At 65.2% G+C, this 15,358-nt stretch carries 13 protein-coding genes and 1 pseudogene; 8 read left to right on the plus strand and 6 right to left on the minus strand.

The window, feature by feature from the left end:
- Positions 1-700 precede the first annotated feature (700 nt).
- The 4 genes and pseudogenes from HD883_RS06055 to HD883_RS06070 form a co-directional block, all read left to right on the plus strand.
- Positions 701-2,287: pseudogene (locus tag HD883_RS06055) on the plus strand (PAS domain-containing sensor histidine kinase); the annotation flags it as partial.
- Entirely contained in the window at positions 2,284-2,907 is a 624-nt protein-coding gene (locus HD883_RS06060; RefSeq protein ID WP_179587322.1) for a response regulator transcription factor, read from the plus strand. The pseudogene HD883_RS06055 and the gene HD883_RS06060, both read left to right, overlap by 4 nt.
- Before the next feature lie 155 nt (positions 2,908-3,062).
- A complete protein-coding gene (folD, locus tag HD883_RS06065) occupies positions 3,063-3,935 on the plus strand; it encodes a bifunctional methylenetetrahydrofolate dehydrogenase/methenyltetrahydrofolate cyclohydrolase FolD (protein ID WP_179587320.1) in 873 nt (290 codons plus the stop codon).
- A gap of 82 nt (positions 3,936-4,017) precedes the next feature.
- Complete coding sequence (locus HD883_RS06070) at positions 4,018-6,090, plus strand: M3 family metallopeptidase (protein ID WP_179587318.1); 2,073 nt, start codon at positions 4,018-4,020, stop codon at positions 6,088-6,090.
- Between the two features lie 64 nt (positions 6,091-6,154).
- On the opposite strand, the gene HD883_RS06075 is transcribed toward HD883_RS06070, so the two are convergent.
- A complete protein-coding gene (locus HD883_RS06075) occupies positions 6,155-6,502 on the minus strand; it encodes a hypothetical protein (protein WP_179587316.1) in 348 nt (115 codons plus the stop codon).
- 149 nt (positions 6,503-6,651) lie between these two features.
- Between HD883_RS06075 and HD883_RS06080 the strand changes: the two genes are divergently transcribed.
- Positions 6,652-7,122, plus strand: a complete 471-nt coding sequence (locus tag HD883_RS06080) for a helix-turn-helix domain-containing protein (protein WP_179587314.1) — start codon at positions 6,652-6,654, stop codon at positions 7,120-7,122.
- An 87-nt stretch (positions 7,123-7,209) separates the two neighbouring features.
- Here HD883_RS06080 and ilvD read toward each other — a convergent pair whose 3' ends face one another.
- Entirely contained in the window at positions 7,210-9,099 is a 1,890-nt protein-coding gene (gene ilvD / locus HD883_RS06085; protein ID WP_179587312.1) for a dihydroxy-acid dehydratase, read from the minus strand.
- Positions 9,100-9,406: 307 nt separating this feature from the next.
- Between ilvD and HD883_RS06090 the strand changes: the two genes are divergently transcribed.
- Positions 9,407-10,447, plus strand: coding sequence for a ChaN family lipoprotein (locus HD883_RS06090; RefSeq protein WP_179587310.1), 1,041 nt, complete (start codon positions 9,407-9,409; stop codon positions 10,445-10,447).
- Positions 10,448-10,621: 174 nt separating this feature from the next.
- Here the strand turns inward: HD883_RS06090 and HD883_RS06095 are convergent, their stop codons facing one another.
- Together HD883_RS06095 and HD883_RS06100 are read right to left on the minus strand one after the other, a co-directional pair.
- Complete coding sequence (locus HD883_RS06095; protein ID WP_179587308.1) at positions 10,622-11,725, minus strand: cobalamin-independent methionine synthase II family protein; 1,104 nt, start codon at positions 11,723-11,725, stop codon at positions 10,622-10,624.
- A gap of 57 nt (positions 11,726-11,782) precedes the next feature.
- On the minus strand, positions 11,783-12,214 hold the full coding sequence (locus HD883_RS06100; RefSeq protein WP_179587306.1) for a carboxypeptidase regulatory-like domain-containing protein: 432 nt from the start codon (positions 12,212-12,214) through the stop codon (positions 11,783-11,785).
- Positions 12,215-12,423: 209 nt separating this feature from the next.
- Between HD883_RS06100 and HD883_RS06105 the strand changes: the two genes are divergently transcribed.
- Positions 12,424-12,627 carry a hypothetical protein gene (locus HD883_RS06105; RefSeq protein WP_179587304.1) on the plus strand — a complete coding sequence of 68 codons (204 nt, stop codon included), beginning with the start codon at positions 12,424-12,426 and terminating at the stop codon, positions 12,625-12,627.
- Between the two features lie 38 nt (positions 12,628-12,665).
- Entirely contained in the window at positions 12,666-13,907 is a 1,242-nt protein-coding gene (locus tag HD883_RS06110; protein WP_179587302.1) for a GAF domain-containing sensor histidine kinase, read from the plus strand.
- Between the two features lie 24 nt (positions 13,908-13,931).
- Here HD883_RS06110 and HD883_RS06115 read toward each other — a convergent pair whose 3' ends face one another.
- Positions 13,932-14,846, minus strand: coding sequence for an EamA family transporter (locus HD883_RS06115; protein WP_179588712.1), 915 nt, complete (start codon positions 14,844-14,846; stop codon positions 13,932-13,934).
- Between the two features lie 181 nt (positions 14,847-15,027).
- Entirely contained in the window at positions 15,028-15,288 is a 261-nt protein-coding gene (locus HD883_RS06120; protein ID WP_179587300.1) for a hypothetical protein, read from the minus strand.
- Between the last annotated feature and the right edge of the window lie 70 nt (positions 15,289-15,358).

Here is a 15,358-nt window from a genome sequence, read left to right on the forward strand (position 1 = left end):
GCTTGGCCTGTTCGTTTGCGTCATGGGCTCGATCCTGTGGTGGCTCGATGCCCGCGACGACGCTCAACGTTACGGCACGCTGGTGCGTGACGTCGATTGGGCACAACAGTCCATGCGGCTGCGCATGCTCGCCGCCCGGGACCGCATCGGCGCCCTGGGCCGCGACCTCGTTCGCACCAATATGAATGAAGGGCGGTTTCTTGACGACGCCCGCGAACTGCTGACCGAACACCCCGAAATCATCCACGTGGCCTGGCTGGATGCCGACCGCCGCGCGCAATGGATTTCCACGCCCGAACGGCGCGCCAGCCAGTCCTTCCGCATGAGCACCCCGGGCGTATCGGACCCGGGCGCCGTCATGGCCTTCGAAATCGCGCGCAACGAACATCGTCCCACCTATTCGCGGCCCTACCAGGGCCAATACAACGAGGTCTACGTCGACCTCTATCTTCCGGTTTTCCAGAACGAACGCTTCCTGGGCAATCTGGCAGCTGTCTATTCGGTGGACAGCATGCTGCAGCAGTTGATTCCCCAGGAAACGGGCCGCAAATACAAAGTGTCGATATTGGATGGCGAGGACCGCACGCTGGTGTCCTCGTCGTCGCGCGCCGACAAGGCGGCCGTCAACGCCTACGAAGTCCCCCTCGATCCGCCCGGCAACGGGATGGTGCTGCGCGCGCACGCTTACCGCACCACGACCGAAACGTCGCAGACCATGCTGGTATGGGTGGTCGTATCGCTGTCGGCAGTGATCATCTGGAGCCTGCTGGCCCTGTGGCGCCATACCCGTTTCCGGTCCCAGGCCGAAGAAGCCCTGATCGCCGAAACAGGTTTCCGGCGGGCGATGGAAAACGCCATCCTGACCGGCATGCGCGTGATCGACATGGAAGGACGGATCACCTACGTGAACCCGGCCTTCTGCCGCATGATGGGCTGGAACGAATCCGACCTGATCGGCCGTGCGCCGCCCTACCCCTACTGGCCCCAGGGCGACCACGAAGCGCAGCAGCGCGCCATCGACATGCTTCTGAGCGGCAATGCGCCCAGCAGCGGTTTCGAGATGGAAGCGCAGCGCCGGGACGGCTCCATCTACTGGACCCGCATGTACGTGTCGCCGCTGCTGGACCAGCGCGGCGTGCAGACCGGCTGGATGACGTCCATGACCGACATCACCGAGCCCAAGCGCATTCGCGAGGCCCTGGCCGCCGCGCATGAACGCTTCATGACGGTGCTGGAAGGCCTGGACGACGCGATCTCGGTCACGGCGGAATCGGCCAAGGGCTCGGAATTGCTGTTCGCCAACAAGACGTATCGCCGCGTGCTGGGCTCGCAGGCGACCGGCCATGACGAGCTGTCGGCAGGCCGCCGCGGCCGTTTTACCGACGAGGCGATCGAGGTCTATTCGTCGTCGACCCAGCGCTGGTTTGAAGTGCGCCATCGCATGCTGCAGTGGTCGGATGGCCGCCGCGTGCGCATGCAGGTGGCCCGCGACATTACCGAACGGCGCGCGTCTGAAGAAGCGTCGCGCGCCCAGCAGGAAAAGATCCAGCTCACCAGCCGCCTGATCACCATGGGCGAAATGGCGTCGTCATTGGCGCACGAACTGAATCAGCCGCTCACGGCGATTGCCAACTATAGTATGGGCGTCGTGGCGCTGGTGCGTGCCGGGGTGACCGACTCCACCAAGCTGCTTCCGGCGCTGGAGAAGACCACGGCGCAGGCCGAACGCGCCGGGATGATCATCCGGCGCATCCGCGAATTCGTGAAACGCAGCGAACCGAAGCGCAAGCGCGTCAACCTGCTCACGATCGTGGATAATGCGGTCGGTTTTGCCGGGATCGACTCCCGCCCGAAACGGATTGATATCGTCAAAAAAATACCAGAACAGTTGCCAGACGTTCTTGCCGACCCGATCCTGATCGAACAGGTGCTGTTGAACCTGCTCAAGAATGGCCTTGAAGCCATGCAGGAAACGGCGGGGCGGGAACTGCTGGTGGAAGCGAACCTGCGCGAAGATATGGTTGAAGTGGCAGTGACCGATACCGGACATGGCCTCGGCGATCCCGAACGGCTGTTTGAGCCCTTCTACAGCACCAAGCCGGAAGGCATGGGCATGGGCCTGAACATCTGCCGGACGATCATCGAGTTCCATCACGGACGGCTCTGGGCTGAACCCAATCCCGACGGAGGCACGATTTTCAGGTTTACGCTTCCCTGGGTCCGTCCGCTTGTCGCCACCGGACCGGCCCAAGAACAGGAATCCGCACCCAAGGAGCTTACCGAATGAGCATTAGTCCCCAGTCCAGCACGGTCTTCATCGTCGATGACGACGAGGCAGTGCGTGATTCACTACGCTGGCTGTTGGAGGCGAACGGGTACCGGGTCCGCGCGTACGACAGCGCCGAGCGCTTTCTTGCCGACTACGATCCGGCTACCGTCGGCGTGCTGATCGCCGACGTGCGCATGCCGGGCATGACCGGGCTCGAACTGCAGGAGCAGTTGATCTCGCGCCATTCCACCCTGCCGATCGTGTTCATCACCGGCCACGGCGACGTGCCGATGGCCGTGGCGACCATGAAGAAAGGCGCGGTCGACTTTCTTGAAAAGCCGTTCAACGAGGCCGACCTGCGCCAGAGCATCGCCGCGATGCTGGAGCAGGCCCACGCCAAGGCGGCGGACGAAGCCACGCGCCGCGGACATGAAGCGCTGCTGTCGCGCCTGACCGTTCGCGAGCAGCAGGTGCTGGAACGCATCGTGGCCGGCCGCCTGAACAAGCAGATCGCCGACGACCTTGGCATCAGCATCAAGACGGTCGAAGCGCATCGCGCCAACATCATGGAAAAGCTGCAGGTCACCACCGTGGCCGACCTCATGAAAGTGGCCTTGCACCACCGCCCTTCCGCGTAAGCCGGCTTCGGCCCGCCCGCGCCGGTCTCCGGCGTCCATCGCCCCGCAGCATGTCCCTGGACACGCGGCGGGGCGATGCTTTTTGTGCCGGGCACCCCTCAGGTAAAATCCCGCATCGCCACGCCACGCGTGCTTCTATCCGCTCCGGAGCCCCCATGACCGCTCGCATCATCAACGGCACTGAACTTGCCAAATCCGTCCGCCAGGAAGTCGCCGTCCGCGCCGCGGCCCTTACCGCCCAGGGCACGCAGCCGTGCCTGGCCGTGATCCTGGTCGGTGAAAATCCGGCGTCGCAGGTCTACGTGCGCAACAAGGTCAAGGCGTGCGAAGAATCGGGCCTGCGCTCCATTCTGGAACACCACCCCGCCACCCTGGGCGAAGCGGACCTGCTCGCGCGCATCGACGCGCTGAACACCGACCCCGACGTGCACGGCATCCTGGTGCAGCTGCCCCTGCCCAAGCACATCGACAGCCACAAGGTCATCGAAGCCATCGCCGCCGAGAAGGACGTGGACGGTTTCCACATCTCGAACGCCGGCCTGCTCATGACCGGCCAGCCGCTGTTCCGCCCCTGCACGCCCTACGGTGTCATGAAAATGCTGGAAAACCAGGGCGTGGCGCTGCGCGGCGCCGAAGCGGTCGTGGTCGGCGCCAGCAATATTGTCGGCAAGCCGCAGGCCATGTTGCTCTTGCAAGCCGGGGCAACCGTCACCATCTGCAATTCAAAGACGGTCGACCTGGCGGCGCATACCCGCCGTGCCGACGTGCTGGTGGTGGCCGTGGGCCGCGCCAACATGATTACCGGCGACATGATCAAGCCGGGCGCGGTCGTGATCGACGTGGGCATGAACCGCCTCGATAACGGCAAGCTGGCTGGCGATGTGGATTTTGCGTCCGCCGTGGAAGTGGCCGGCGCGATCACCCCGGTACCGGGGGGCGTCGGCCCCATGACGATCGCGATGCTGCTGGTCAACACCATGGAAGCTGCCGAACGCAGCGCCGGCAGCGCCGGTCTCGCCGCCAGGTAGGCCGTCCGTCCTGATTTCCGTTCCTGCCGCGGCCTTGCCGCGCGCGGGTCGCACCGTTCACGCTCCACGCCGGGAAACGTTTATGACCGCCACTGACAATCCGCTTCTTGCCACGCAAGACCTGCAGGCGTTCGACGCCATCAAGCCCGAGCACATCGGCCCGGCGATCACCGAGCTGATCGACCAGGCCCGCCAGGCCGTCGACCGTGCTGCCGACCCCGCGTTGCCGCCCACCTGGGACGCCGTGATCGAGCCCTTGGACGATGCCGCCGAGCGGCTGTCGCGCGCGTGGTCGGCCGCGGGCCACCTCAACTCGGTGGTCAACACGCCCGAACTGCGCGAAGCCTACAACGCTTCGCTGCCGTCCGTGACCGACTTCTGGACCTGGGTGGGCCTGCACGAAGGCCTGTACCGCCAGTACCGCCGCGTGCACGACGCGCCGGATTTCGCGTCGCTGTCGCCGGCACGCCGCCGCATCATCGAACTGGCGCTGCGCGACTTCCGCCTGAGCGGCGTGGAACTGCCCGAGCAGGAACGCGCCCGCTACGCCGAGATCTCGTCGCGCGAAGCCGAGATCACCAACAAGTTTTCCGAGAACGTGCTGGACGCGACGGATGCGTTCGCCCTGTATGTCGATGACGAAGCGCGCCTGAAAGGCATTCCGTCCGACGTGCTTGACGCCGCCGCGGCGGCGGCCAAGGCCGACGAAAAAACCGGCTGGAAGCTGACCCTGCAGATCCCGAGCTACATGCCTGTCATGCAGTACGCCGACGACCGCAGCCTGCGCGAAGCGCTGTACCGCGCCTACGGCACCCGCGCGTCCGAACTCGGCGATCCGGCGTTCGACAACTCGCCCCTGATTTCCGAATTGCTGGCACTGCGCGCCGAAGAATCGGGCCTGCTGGGCTACAAGAGCTTTGCCGACAAGCAGCTGGAATCGCGCATGGCGGGCAACCCCGACGCCGTGTTCACCTTCCTGCGCGACCTGGCTGCCCGCGCCAAGCCGTTCGCCCGCAAAGACGTGGCTGAACTGCGTGAATTCGCCAAGGCCAAGCTCGGCATGGACGATCTGGAGCCCTGGGACATGGCCTACGTGTCCGAAAAGCTGCGGACCGACCGCTACGACTATTCCGAACAAGAGGTAAAGAAGTACTTTACCGAGCCGCGCGTGATCGCCGGCCTGTTTGAAGTGGTGGAAAAGCTGTTCTCGGTCAAGCTCGAAACCGTGGACGCACCCAAGTGGCATCCCACGGTACGCCCCGTGCGCATTTCGCGCGACGGCAAGCTGGTGGGCCACCTGTACTTCGACCTGTATGCCCGCTCGGGCAAGCAAGGTGGCGCGTGGGTCGATCTGGACCGCAATCGCCGCCTGCGCAACGAACGGGTGCAGACGCCAGTTGGCTTCCTGACCTGCAACTTTGCTGCACCTGGGGAAAACCGTCCGTCATTGCTCACGCACGACGACGTCATCACCCTGTTCCACGAAATGGGTCATGCCCTGCATCTGGTGCTGTCCGAAGTGGACGAACTTGGCGCCTCCCCCTTCTCGAGCGTGGAATGGGATGCCATCGAATTGCCGTCGCAGTTCATGGAAAACTTCTGCTGGGAATGGCCTGTCGTGTCCCGCATGAGCGCGCACGTGGACACCGGCGAGCCGCTGCCCCGCGCACTGTTCGACCGCATGCTGGCCGCCCGCAACTTCCAGGTCGGCCTGCAGACGGTGCGCCAGCTGGAATTCTCGTTGTTCGACATGACGCTGCATCACCAGGCCACCGGGCTCAGCATCGAGCAGGTCCTGGCTGCGCAGCAGACCGTCCGGGATGAGGTGGCCGTGCTCTTCCCGCCGGCGTGGCACCGCTCGTCGCATTCCTTCTCGCACATCTTTGCGGGCGGCTACGGCGCCGGGTACTACAGCTACAAGTGGGCCGAGGTGTTGTCCGCCGATGCCTATGCCGCCTTCGAAGAAGCGGCCAAGGCCATCGAAAGCGCTGGCGGCGACACGCTGCTGCCAGCGGTGGGCGAACGATTCCGGAAAGAGATCCTGGCGGTCGGCGGCAGCCGCCCGGCCATCGACTCGTTCCGCGCATTCCGCGGCCGCGAGCCGAGCATCGACGCCCTGCTGCGCCACAGCGGCATGGTGGCCGAGGCCAACTGACGGCGCCGGGGATGGGCGGGCCCGCAGCGGTCCGGCCATTCCTGCCCGTCAAGCTGCCACCGGGTCAGCGCTCCTCCCCTGCGGCAGCCCGCTCCGCTTCATCCGCGGGTCCAGGCGCAATGATCTTCAGGTCCACGGCGATCAACGCCTTGTCCAGCAATTCGGTCAGGGTCGCGTTCAGCGCGGCGGGCACCATGCTTGCCTCGCCATACTGAACGATCAGCGCCTTCACGCTCGACGGCGTCGCCAGGCACTGGCGCGTCCGTGACCGGGCCGTCCCGGAAAACCGGAACTGCCGCAACACCGCCTCCACGTCCCAGTCCTTGGGCACGAACACCCACTCCGTCAATCCCCGCTGCGACAGTCCGGTCAGCACCAGCACCGGTGTGTCCGTCGTACGTATTTGCATCATGCGCAACTCCCACAAGCTGCGGCCGCGTCATGCGTATCGCCAGTTCCTCTGGCATGCACCGCGCCCGATTTGCATCCGGCGCAAATTATGAAGCATTACATTGCGTGACGCGCTTTGCGTGGTGAGCAAGCGACTTTGACAATGCGGGCATGCATATCGGGTACGCGATTCGTTCGACCCGCGAGCGCCTCGGGTTGACTCTCGAAGCCGTCGCGATGGAAGCTGGCTTTGACGCCGGCAATCTGTCGCGCATGGAGCGTGGCCAGCAAGCGGTCACGGTGGACCGCCTGATCGAGGTGGCCAGGGCCCTGCAGGTGCGCGTGTCCGACCTGTTCCTGTTGATCGAAGCGCCGTCTACCGAAGCCGAAAACCAGCTGCGCGACAGCGAGGTCAATCGTTACGACGAAGAAATGCAGAGCCTGCGCCGTGCCTATAGCGGGCTGGACAAACAGCATCGCCGTATCGCGGTGCAAATGATCCGCGGGCTGACGAAGGCGCAAAAGACCGCCTCCCAGCAAAATGCCACCGGCCGGCGGGGCGCGAAAAAGGCCGCTTCAGCCGCAACGCCCCCGTCACCTCGAAAGGCCCGGTCGGCCCGGCCCGCCAAAGCCCGCACCTAGACGCCCCGACCATGAAAAATGGCCGCCCCGCTGATCAAGCCGGGGCGGCCATTTTTTTGCATCGGCGCAGCGCCGATGCGTCGCGGTTTACGCTTTGCGCGTCAGTTGCGAGATGTCGCGCACGGCGCCACGGTCGGCGGACGTCGCCATCATGCCGTAGGCCTGCAGGGCCTGCGACACGACGCGTTCGCGGCCTATCGGCTTCCACGCATCGGCACCCAGGGCCACCATCGCTTCGCGGCGGTGGGCCAGGTCGGCATCGCTGACGCGCAACTGGATCGTGCGGTTCGGGATGTCGATGTCGATCATGTCGCCTTCCTGCACCAGGCCGATGTTGCCGCCTTCGGCCGCTTCCGGCGACGCATGCCCGATCACGAGACCCGAGGATCCGCCCGAAAAGCGGCCATCGGTGAACAGCGCGCACGACTTGCCCAGGCCCTTGGACTTGATGTACGACGTGGGATACAGCATTTCCTGCATGCCCGGGCCGCCCTTCGGACCTTCGTAGGTGATGATGATCACGTCGCCGGCCACGATCTGGTCACCCAGAATGGCTTCCACGGCATCGTCCTGGCTGTGGAACACGCGGGCGCGGCCACTGAACTTCAGGATGCTTTCGTCAACGCCTGCGGTCTTCACGATGCAACCGTTCAGCGCCAGGTTGCCGTACAGCACAGCCAGGCCGCCGTCTTGCGAAAAGGCGTGCGCCTTGTCGCGGATGCAGCCGCCCGAGCGGTCCACGTCCAGGCTCGCAAAACGCTTGTCCTGGCTGAACGCGACCTGGGTCGGCACGCCGCCCGGCGCGGCGCTGTACATGGAATGCACGGCCTCGTCTTTCGTGATCGTGACGTCGTAGTTCTTGATCGCGTCGCCCAATGTCTTGGAATGGACGGTGTAGGTCGTCAGGTCCAGCAGATCGGCGCGCGACAGTTCACCGAGGATGGACATGATGCCGCCGGCGCGGTGCACGTCTTCCATGTGGTATTCCTGGGTCGCGGGCGCCACCTTGCACAGGCACGGCACCTTGCGCGAGATGCGGTCGATGTCGCTCATGGTGAAGTCGACGCCGGCTTCCTGCGCCGCGGCCAGCAGATGCAGCACGGTGTTGGTGGACCCGCCCATCGACACGTCCAGCGCCATCGCGTTGGCAAACGCCGCCTTGGACGCAATGTTGCGCGGCAGGACGGTTTCGTCGTCTTGCTCGTAGTAGCGCTTGCACAGATCGACCACCAGGCGGCCGGCGCGCAGGAACAACTGCTTGCGGTCGGCGTGCGTGGCCAGCAACGAACCGTTGCCCGGCAGGGCCAGGCCCAGCGCTTCGGTCAGGCAGTTCATGGAATTGGCAGTGAACATGCCCGAACACGATCCGCACGTGGGACAGGCAGAGCGTTCGTAGTTTTCGACGTCTTCGTCGGACACCGAGCTGTCGCCGGCCTTGATCATGGCGTCGATCAGGTCGACCTTGATGATCTTCTGGCCCTTGATGGTGGTATCGGCCGACGGATGGTAGGCCTCGATCACCTTGCCCGCTTCCATCGGACCGCCCGACACGAACACGACCGGGATGTTCAGGCGCATCGCGGCCATCAGCATGCCGGGGGTGATCTTGTCGCAGTTCGAGATGCAGACCATGGCGTCGGCGCAGTGGGCATTCACCATGTATTCGACCGAGTCGGCGATCAGTTCGCGCGACGGCAGCGAATACAGCATGCCGCCGTGGCCCATGGCGATACCGTCATCCACGGCGATCGTATTGAATTCCTTGGCGACGCCGCCTGCGGATTCGATTTCGCGGGCGACCATCTGGCCGAGGTCTTTCAGGTGCACGTGACCCGGCACGAACTGCGTGAACGAGTTGACGACAGCCACGATCGGCTTGCCAAAATCGCCGTCCTTCATACCGGTCGCGCGCCATAGTGCGCGAGCCCCGGCCATATTGCGTCCGTGGGTCGATGTGCGTGAACGGTATTGCGGCATAGCAATTCTCACAATTTGGGTCTGGCGAACCCATAATTATAGGCCTGTTCGGCCAGACGCGCTGTCAGGCAGGCGCTCCCGCCTCGCGGGTTTCCCCGATGGCGGTTTCGTGCCGCGCCTTGCGGCCGGTCCGGCCTGTCTTGCCTGTCCGGCCTGCCGTGCCTGCCAATACTCACCTTTCCCTAACGCCGACGCACGATATAGCGCCGCTCGTAACTTGGTAAGCTTGCGCTCGACCCGTGCGTGGGTGCTTGCGCGCGCCCTGACGGTCTGTCTGCTTGCCCATCACGCCTTGCGGTGTCTGTCCATGCCTTTGCCTGCCCTGCCCTCCCTTCTTGACCAATGCGCGGGCCGTCCTGCCCGCCGTGCTGCGTTGACCGCTCTGCTCGCAGTGGTCCTGAGCGCCTGCGCGTCGGCGCCGCCGCGTGACATGGACACCATCGTGCCCCTGTCGGCCGAAACCCGCGCCGCCCTGCCGGCCGCCATGATGACGCAGCGTTTCGTGCTGATGGGCGAAGTGCACGACAACCCATTCGGCCACGCGTGGCGCACGCAGGCGCTCACGCGCGCGGTCGAAGCCGGCTGGCGTCCCGCCATCGCTATGGAGCAATTCGACACCCGCTTCCAGCCGCTGCTGGACCTGGCCATGGCCACCTGCACCGACGCGCCCTGCGTGATCGCCGCCGCGGTCCCCGGCAAAAGCGCGTGGGAATGGACCTACTACGAGCCGATCATCGACCTGGCCCTGAAATACAAGCTGCGGCTGCTGGCGGCCAACCTGTCCCGCGCCGACGCATCGAAAGTCGTGCGCGGCGGCCTGTCGGCCGTCTTTTCAGGCGCCCAGCTGCGCGACATGGGCCTGGCCGTGCCGCCGCACGCCGAACTGATGGCGGCCCAGGAACAGGCCGTGGCCGACGGCCACTGCGGCGTCCTGCCCGCCGCCATGCACGGCCCCATGGCCACCGCTCAGATTGCCCGCGACGCCGTCATGGCCGACGTCATGCGCACCGCGGCCGGCCCCGTGGTGCTCCTTGCCGGCAACGGCCACGTCCGCAAAGACATCGGCGTCCCGCAATGGCTGGGCGCCCCGTCCCTGTCCATCGGCTTCATCGAAGGCCGCGCCACCACCGGCGCCTACGACCAGGCCGAAGGCATGATGCCCATCGCCCGCCCCGACCCCTGCGAAGCCGTCAAATCCCTGGCCACCAGCACCCCCGGCACCTCATCGCCCGGCACGCTGCAGCCATCCGCCCAACAAGGCAACGAAATCGTCCGCAACGCCGACGACCCACCCCCACCCGCCACCCTCCCCCTGGACCTCACCCGCGCCAACCGCGCCATGCACTAGACAAAAAAAAACGCGGACCACCGTCCGCGTTTTCATGGCGCGCAACTCCGGTCAACCCGGCAGCGCAAAAAAAAGCGCCCGCACCCAGAGCCTTCAAATCAGGGCACCGTGGATCCGGCTCCGCCGGTCCACAGGTGCCGCCCCTGGGGGAGGCGCGAAGCGCCAAGGGGGGGCTTATTTCCAGACGTCCCGCGCAATATCCACCGTCAGTTGCAGCTTTGCCCACTGCTCGCTTTCCGCCAGGTCGTTGCCTTCTTCCGTCGACGCAAAGCCGCATTGCGGGCTTAGGCACAGCTGGTCCAGCGACACGTACTTGGCGGCTTCGTCGATGCGCGCCTTGACGTTGTCGGCGTTTTCCAGCTCGCCCGTCTTGGTCGTCACCAGGCCCAGCACCACGTTCTGCGTGCCCGGCTTCACGAAACGCAGCGGCTCGAACCCGCCGGCGCGCGCGCTGTCGTATTCCAGGAAGTAGCCGTCGATATTCAGCTCGCCAAACAGCGTCTCGGCCACGGGCTCGTAGCCGCCTTCCGAAATCCACGTCGAACGGAAATTGCCCCGGCAGATATGCATGGAAATCGTCATGTCGCTCGGCCGGTCGGCGATCGCGTGGTTGATCATCTTGGCGTAGATGCGCGCGAAGGTATCGGGGTCTTCACCGCGCTGGCGCACCAGGTTCTTCTGTTCTTCCGAGCACAGGTAAGCCCACACCGTGTCGTCCAGTTGCAGATAGCGGCAGCCCGCGTCGGCGAAGGCGTGCACCACCTTGCGGTAGGCGTCGGCCAGGTCGTCGAAGAAGGCTTCCATGTCCGGGTAGATCTTCTTGTCGATGGCGTTGCGGCCCCCGCGGAAATGCAGCAGGCTCGGGCTGGGAATCGTCATCTTCGGCATGGCCTTCGCGTTCGCTTTCAGGAACTTGAAGTGCTCAATCATCGGGTGCGAGGTAAAGCCCAGCTTGCCCGTGACCTTGACGCTGCGCGCCTTGGTCTGCACGCCGTTGAACTGGATGCCCTGGATCGACTCGTAGCCTTCCACGCCATCCAGGCCTTCCAGGAAGTCGAAGTGCCACCACGAGCGGCGGAATTCACCGTCGGTGACGGCTTCCAGACCGATCTCTTCCTGCCTGGCGATGACCTTCTGGATTTCGCGGTCTTCGATCTCACGCAGGCCATCGGCCGACAGCTCGCCGGCAAGGCGGCTGGCGCGGGCAGCTTTCAGCGCGGCGGGCCGCAGCAGGCTGCCAACGGTGTCGGCGCGGAAGGGGGGAACGGTCTTGTGCATCCTGGTTTTCCTGTTTCAAACGGGTAACCCGGGAGTTTACCCGGTAGTGCCTGCTATTTACTTGCCCTTGCCTGCGCCTTCATTGGGCCAGAACAGCGTCAGGTTGGCCGACGCATCGTTGGCGATCGACACTTTCTGGCTCTGGACCTTGCCCTGGTAGGTCGCGCTCAGCAGATACTCGCCGGGCGGCAGCTTGGCAAAGAATTGCGGGCCTTCGGCGCGCGCCTCGATCACCTTGTCACCCTGGCGGGCCGGGGTCAGGCGCACCTGGACGCCTTCGAGGTACTCGCCGCCGGCCTGCGCCATCGTCAGGTGGAAGTTGTAGCGGGCACGCACTTCGTTCAGCTGGGCGCGTTCTTCGTCACCCACGCCGCCCGACACGTATTCGATCGCTCCGGCGCGCTTGGCTTCCAGTGCCTGGGCGGGCATCACGCCCCAAAGAACGGCGGTTGTCGCGAGCACCAGCGAGATGCGCAGGGTCATGGTCATGGCTATTGTCCTGGACTTCGAAAAGCCGACATCGTACGGCCCGGCCGGGCTGCTGCCGCCCTGGCGACACACCCTCTTGCACTTGATGCGCGGCTGTAATCTCGCCTGACGCCCAGGTGAATCCGGCGCCCGCGCAACACCGGGGAAAACCGCAGTAAGCATCCACTCCCCACGGCACGCTATGATTTGTCAAAACATGGACGAACGACGTGATCACGACACTCTGGACGATCTGGGCCGTACTGGCCGTCCTCGGATTCATAGGGACCATGCGCATGGAGCGCAGTGCCGTCAAGGTGGATGGCGCCGCCGGCTGGGCCACGTTTGGCTGGTTCGGCATTTTCATCCTCTGGGGCATTCCCTTCATGGCGCTGCTCAGCCTGGCGATCTGGCTGAGCCGGAACCTGCTGTGACGCGGCGCCGCGCGCGCGCCGGCTGCTGACCGCCCGCCATGTCCCGCCTGCCCTCCGAACTCGAAATCAACGCCGCCCTGGCCCACCGCCGGCGGCTGCAGGCCGTGCGTCTGACCGGGATGCTGGATAGTCCCAAAGACGAGCGATTCGATCGCCTGACCCGCCTGGCGGCCAAGCTGATCGACGTCCCCGCCACCTTCATCTCGTTCATCGACGAGGACCGCGACTTCTATAAAAGCAGCTATTGGGCGCACCCGCCTCAGCACGACGTACGCGAGGTCGAAGGACGCACCTTCTGCCATTACGGCCTGGTGTCGGCCGGTCCGCTGGTCGTCGACAACGTGGTGGACCACCCCGAATTCCAGGCCATTCCGCTGATCGATGTGCTGGGCGTGCGCGCCTATCTGGGCGTGCCGCTGATCACGGACGACGGCATGCACCTGGGCAGCTTCTGCGCGATCGACATGCGCGCCCGGCACTGGACGGAACGCGATATCGAGATCCTGAGCGAACTCGCGCATTCCACCTTGCGCGAAATCAAGCTGCAGCAGGCGCTGGAAGACGTGGCGCGCAACCTGGAAGCCGCCAAGGAAGCCGTGCGCAAACATGAAGAACTGGTGGCCACCATCGCGCACGACCTGCTCGGGCCGCTGCAGGTGGTGACCTTTTCCGCCGAATCCCTGCTGCTGGGCGACCTGACGCCGGCGCAGCGCACGTCGCTGACACGCGTGTCCATCGCGGGCGACGGCATGGCCGACCGGCTCAAGAGCCTGACCGGCACCGCGTCGCGCAGCCTGTCCGGACTGGTATTGAAGGACGTGTCGGTCGACGATGTGCTGTCGCGCGCGACCAGCATGATGGCAGCGATTGCGGACCGCAAGCAGGTCCGGCTGGAATTCGAGGTGGAGGCCGGCCTGCCGCACATCCGGGTGGACCTGGCGCGGCTGCTGCGCATCCTGGGCGCCCTGATCGGCAACGCGGTCAAGTTCGGCCCGGCCAATGCCACCGTGCGCATCACCGCGGAACGCCATTACGACATGATCTGCGTGTCGGTGATCGACCATGGCATGGGCATTCCGGAAGACCAGCTGCCCCATCTCTTCGACCGGTTGCGGCAACCCGATTTCGATCAGTCGCAGGCGCCCGGTGTCGGCCTGGGTCTGGCGATTGCCAAGGAACTCGTGGAAGCGCACGGCGGCACGATCTCGGCCACCAGCACGCACGGCAAGGGCAGCACCTTCAGCTTCACGCTGCCTGTCGACAGCGACGATCCGGGCTGAAGCCGCTTCGCCGCCCAGGTGGCGCTAGGCCACTGCCCGTTTCGGCCACCACCGCTGCCCGAACTGGCTCACCAGCAGCCCCCCCAGCACCGCCATCGTCCCGAGCCACTGCGCCGGCCCCAGTCGCTCGTCGAATACGATCGCAGCCGTGATCAGGCCCACGATCGGCACCAGCAACGAGAACGGCGCGATCCGGCTCGTGGGATGCCGCTTGAGCAGGCGCGCCCACAGGCTGTAGGCCGTCAACGTCGCCAGGCAGGCCAGGTAGGCGACCGCCGCAAACTCCTTCCATCCCGCGTTCGACAGCGCCGCCAACGTGTGCTCGGACCCTTCCAGCCAGAACGCCAGCAGGAAAAACGGCACGATCGGAACCAGGCTGCTCCACACGATCAACGCGAACGAGTCGTAGACCGGCGCCGCGCGTCCGGTAAAGCGGATCACGACATTGGACAACGACCACATCAGCGCCGCGCCGACCGTCAGCAGGAATCCCAGCAGCGTCATGTCGCCAGGCCGGCCGCCGGCCGACGTCGCGATACAGCCAAGGCCCACGGCAGCGATGGCCAGCCCGACCCACTGGCACGCATGCGGCCGTTCATGCAGCAGCACGCCCGCCAGGATCATCGTAAAGAAGGCCTGCGTCTGCAGCACCAGCGACGCCATGCCCGCGGGCATGCCGACGTTGATGGCGGTGAACATGAGTCCGAATTGGCCCAGCCCCTGCGTCAGGCCGTAGATCACCACAAAGCGCACCGGCACCTTGGGCGGCTTGATGAACAGCAGCAGCGGCAAGGACGCCATGCTGAATCGCAGCGCGCCCAGCAGCATGGGGCTCAGGCCCTGCACGCCAAACTTCATGACCACGAAGTTCAGCCCCCAGATTACGACCACCAGCAAGGCGCACAGGTACTCGCTCAGCGTCAGTCCGGCGCGCGTCATGCCGCCGCCTTCGGTCGGTAGCACGCCGGTCTGCGGCAGGAACGAAGGCAAGACAGGGTCAGGAACATGGCGGACACGGATGGGCTGCGAGGACGCCCACTATATCGTCCCCCGGCCCGAGCCGCAGCCATGGCTGGCGTGACGCAGGTCCTGGCCCGGCCCGGACGCCTTCAAGCGTTGCCTAGGCCGCCTCTTTGGCGTCCCGCGCCTGCGGCCCGTTCTTCAGTACACCCCGGATATTCAGCGCCGCCAGGCTCACCTGCAGCACGATCAGCGCCCAGGCCGACGTGTGCAGCCCCCACACGATCCACAGTGCATTGCTGAGCAGGAACAGCCAGAAGCCCCAGTTGCGTTTGTGCTTGGACAACGAGGCCACCAGATAGGCCGCCAGCACGGAAACCACCATGGCAGGCCATTGCACCAAGTCGATCAGATCGTTCATCCAGCCTTCCTTCCCCATATCGTGATGACGGCTTCAAGCAAGCCGCATTCCCACGGGCGAAAAAAAACCG

The organism is Pigmentiphaga litoralis (assembly GCF_013408655.1).
In the GTDB taxonomy this organism is placed as follows: Bacteria; Pseudomonadota; Gammaproteobacteria; order Burkholderiales; family Burkholderiaceae_B; genus Pigmentiphaga; species Pigmentiphaga litoralis_A.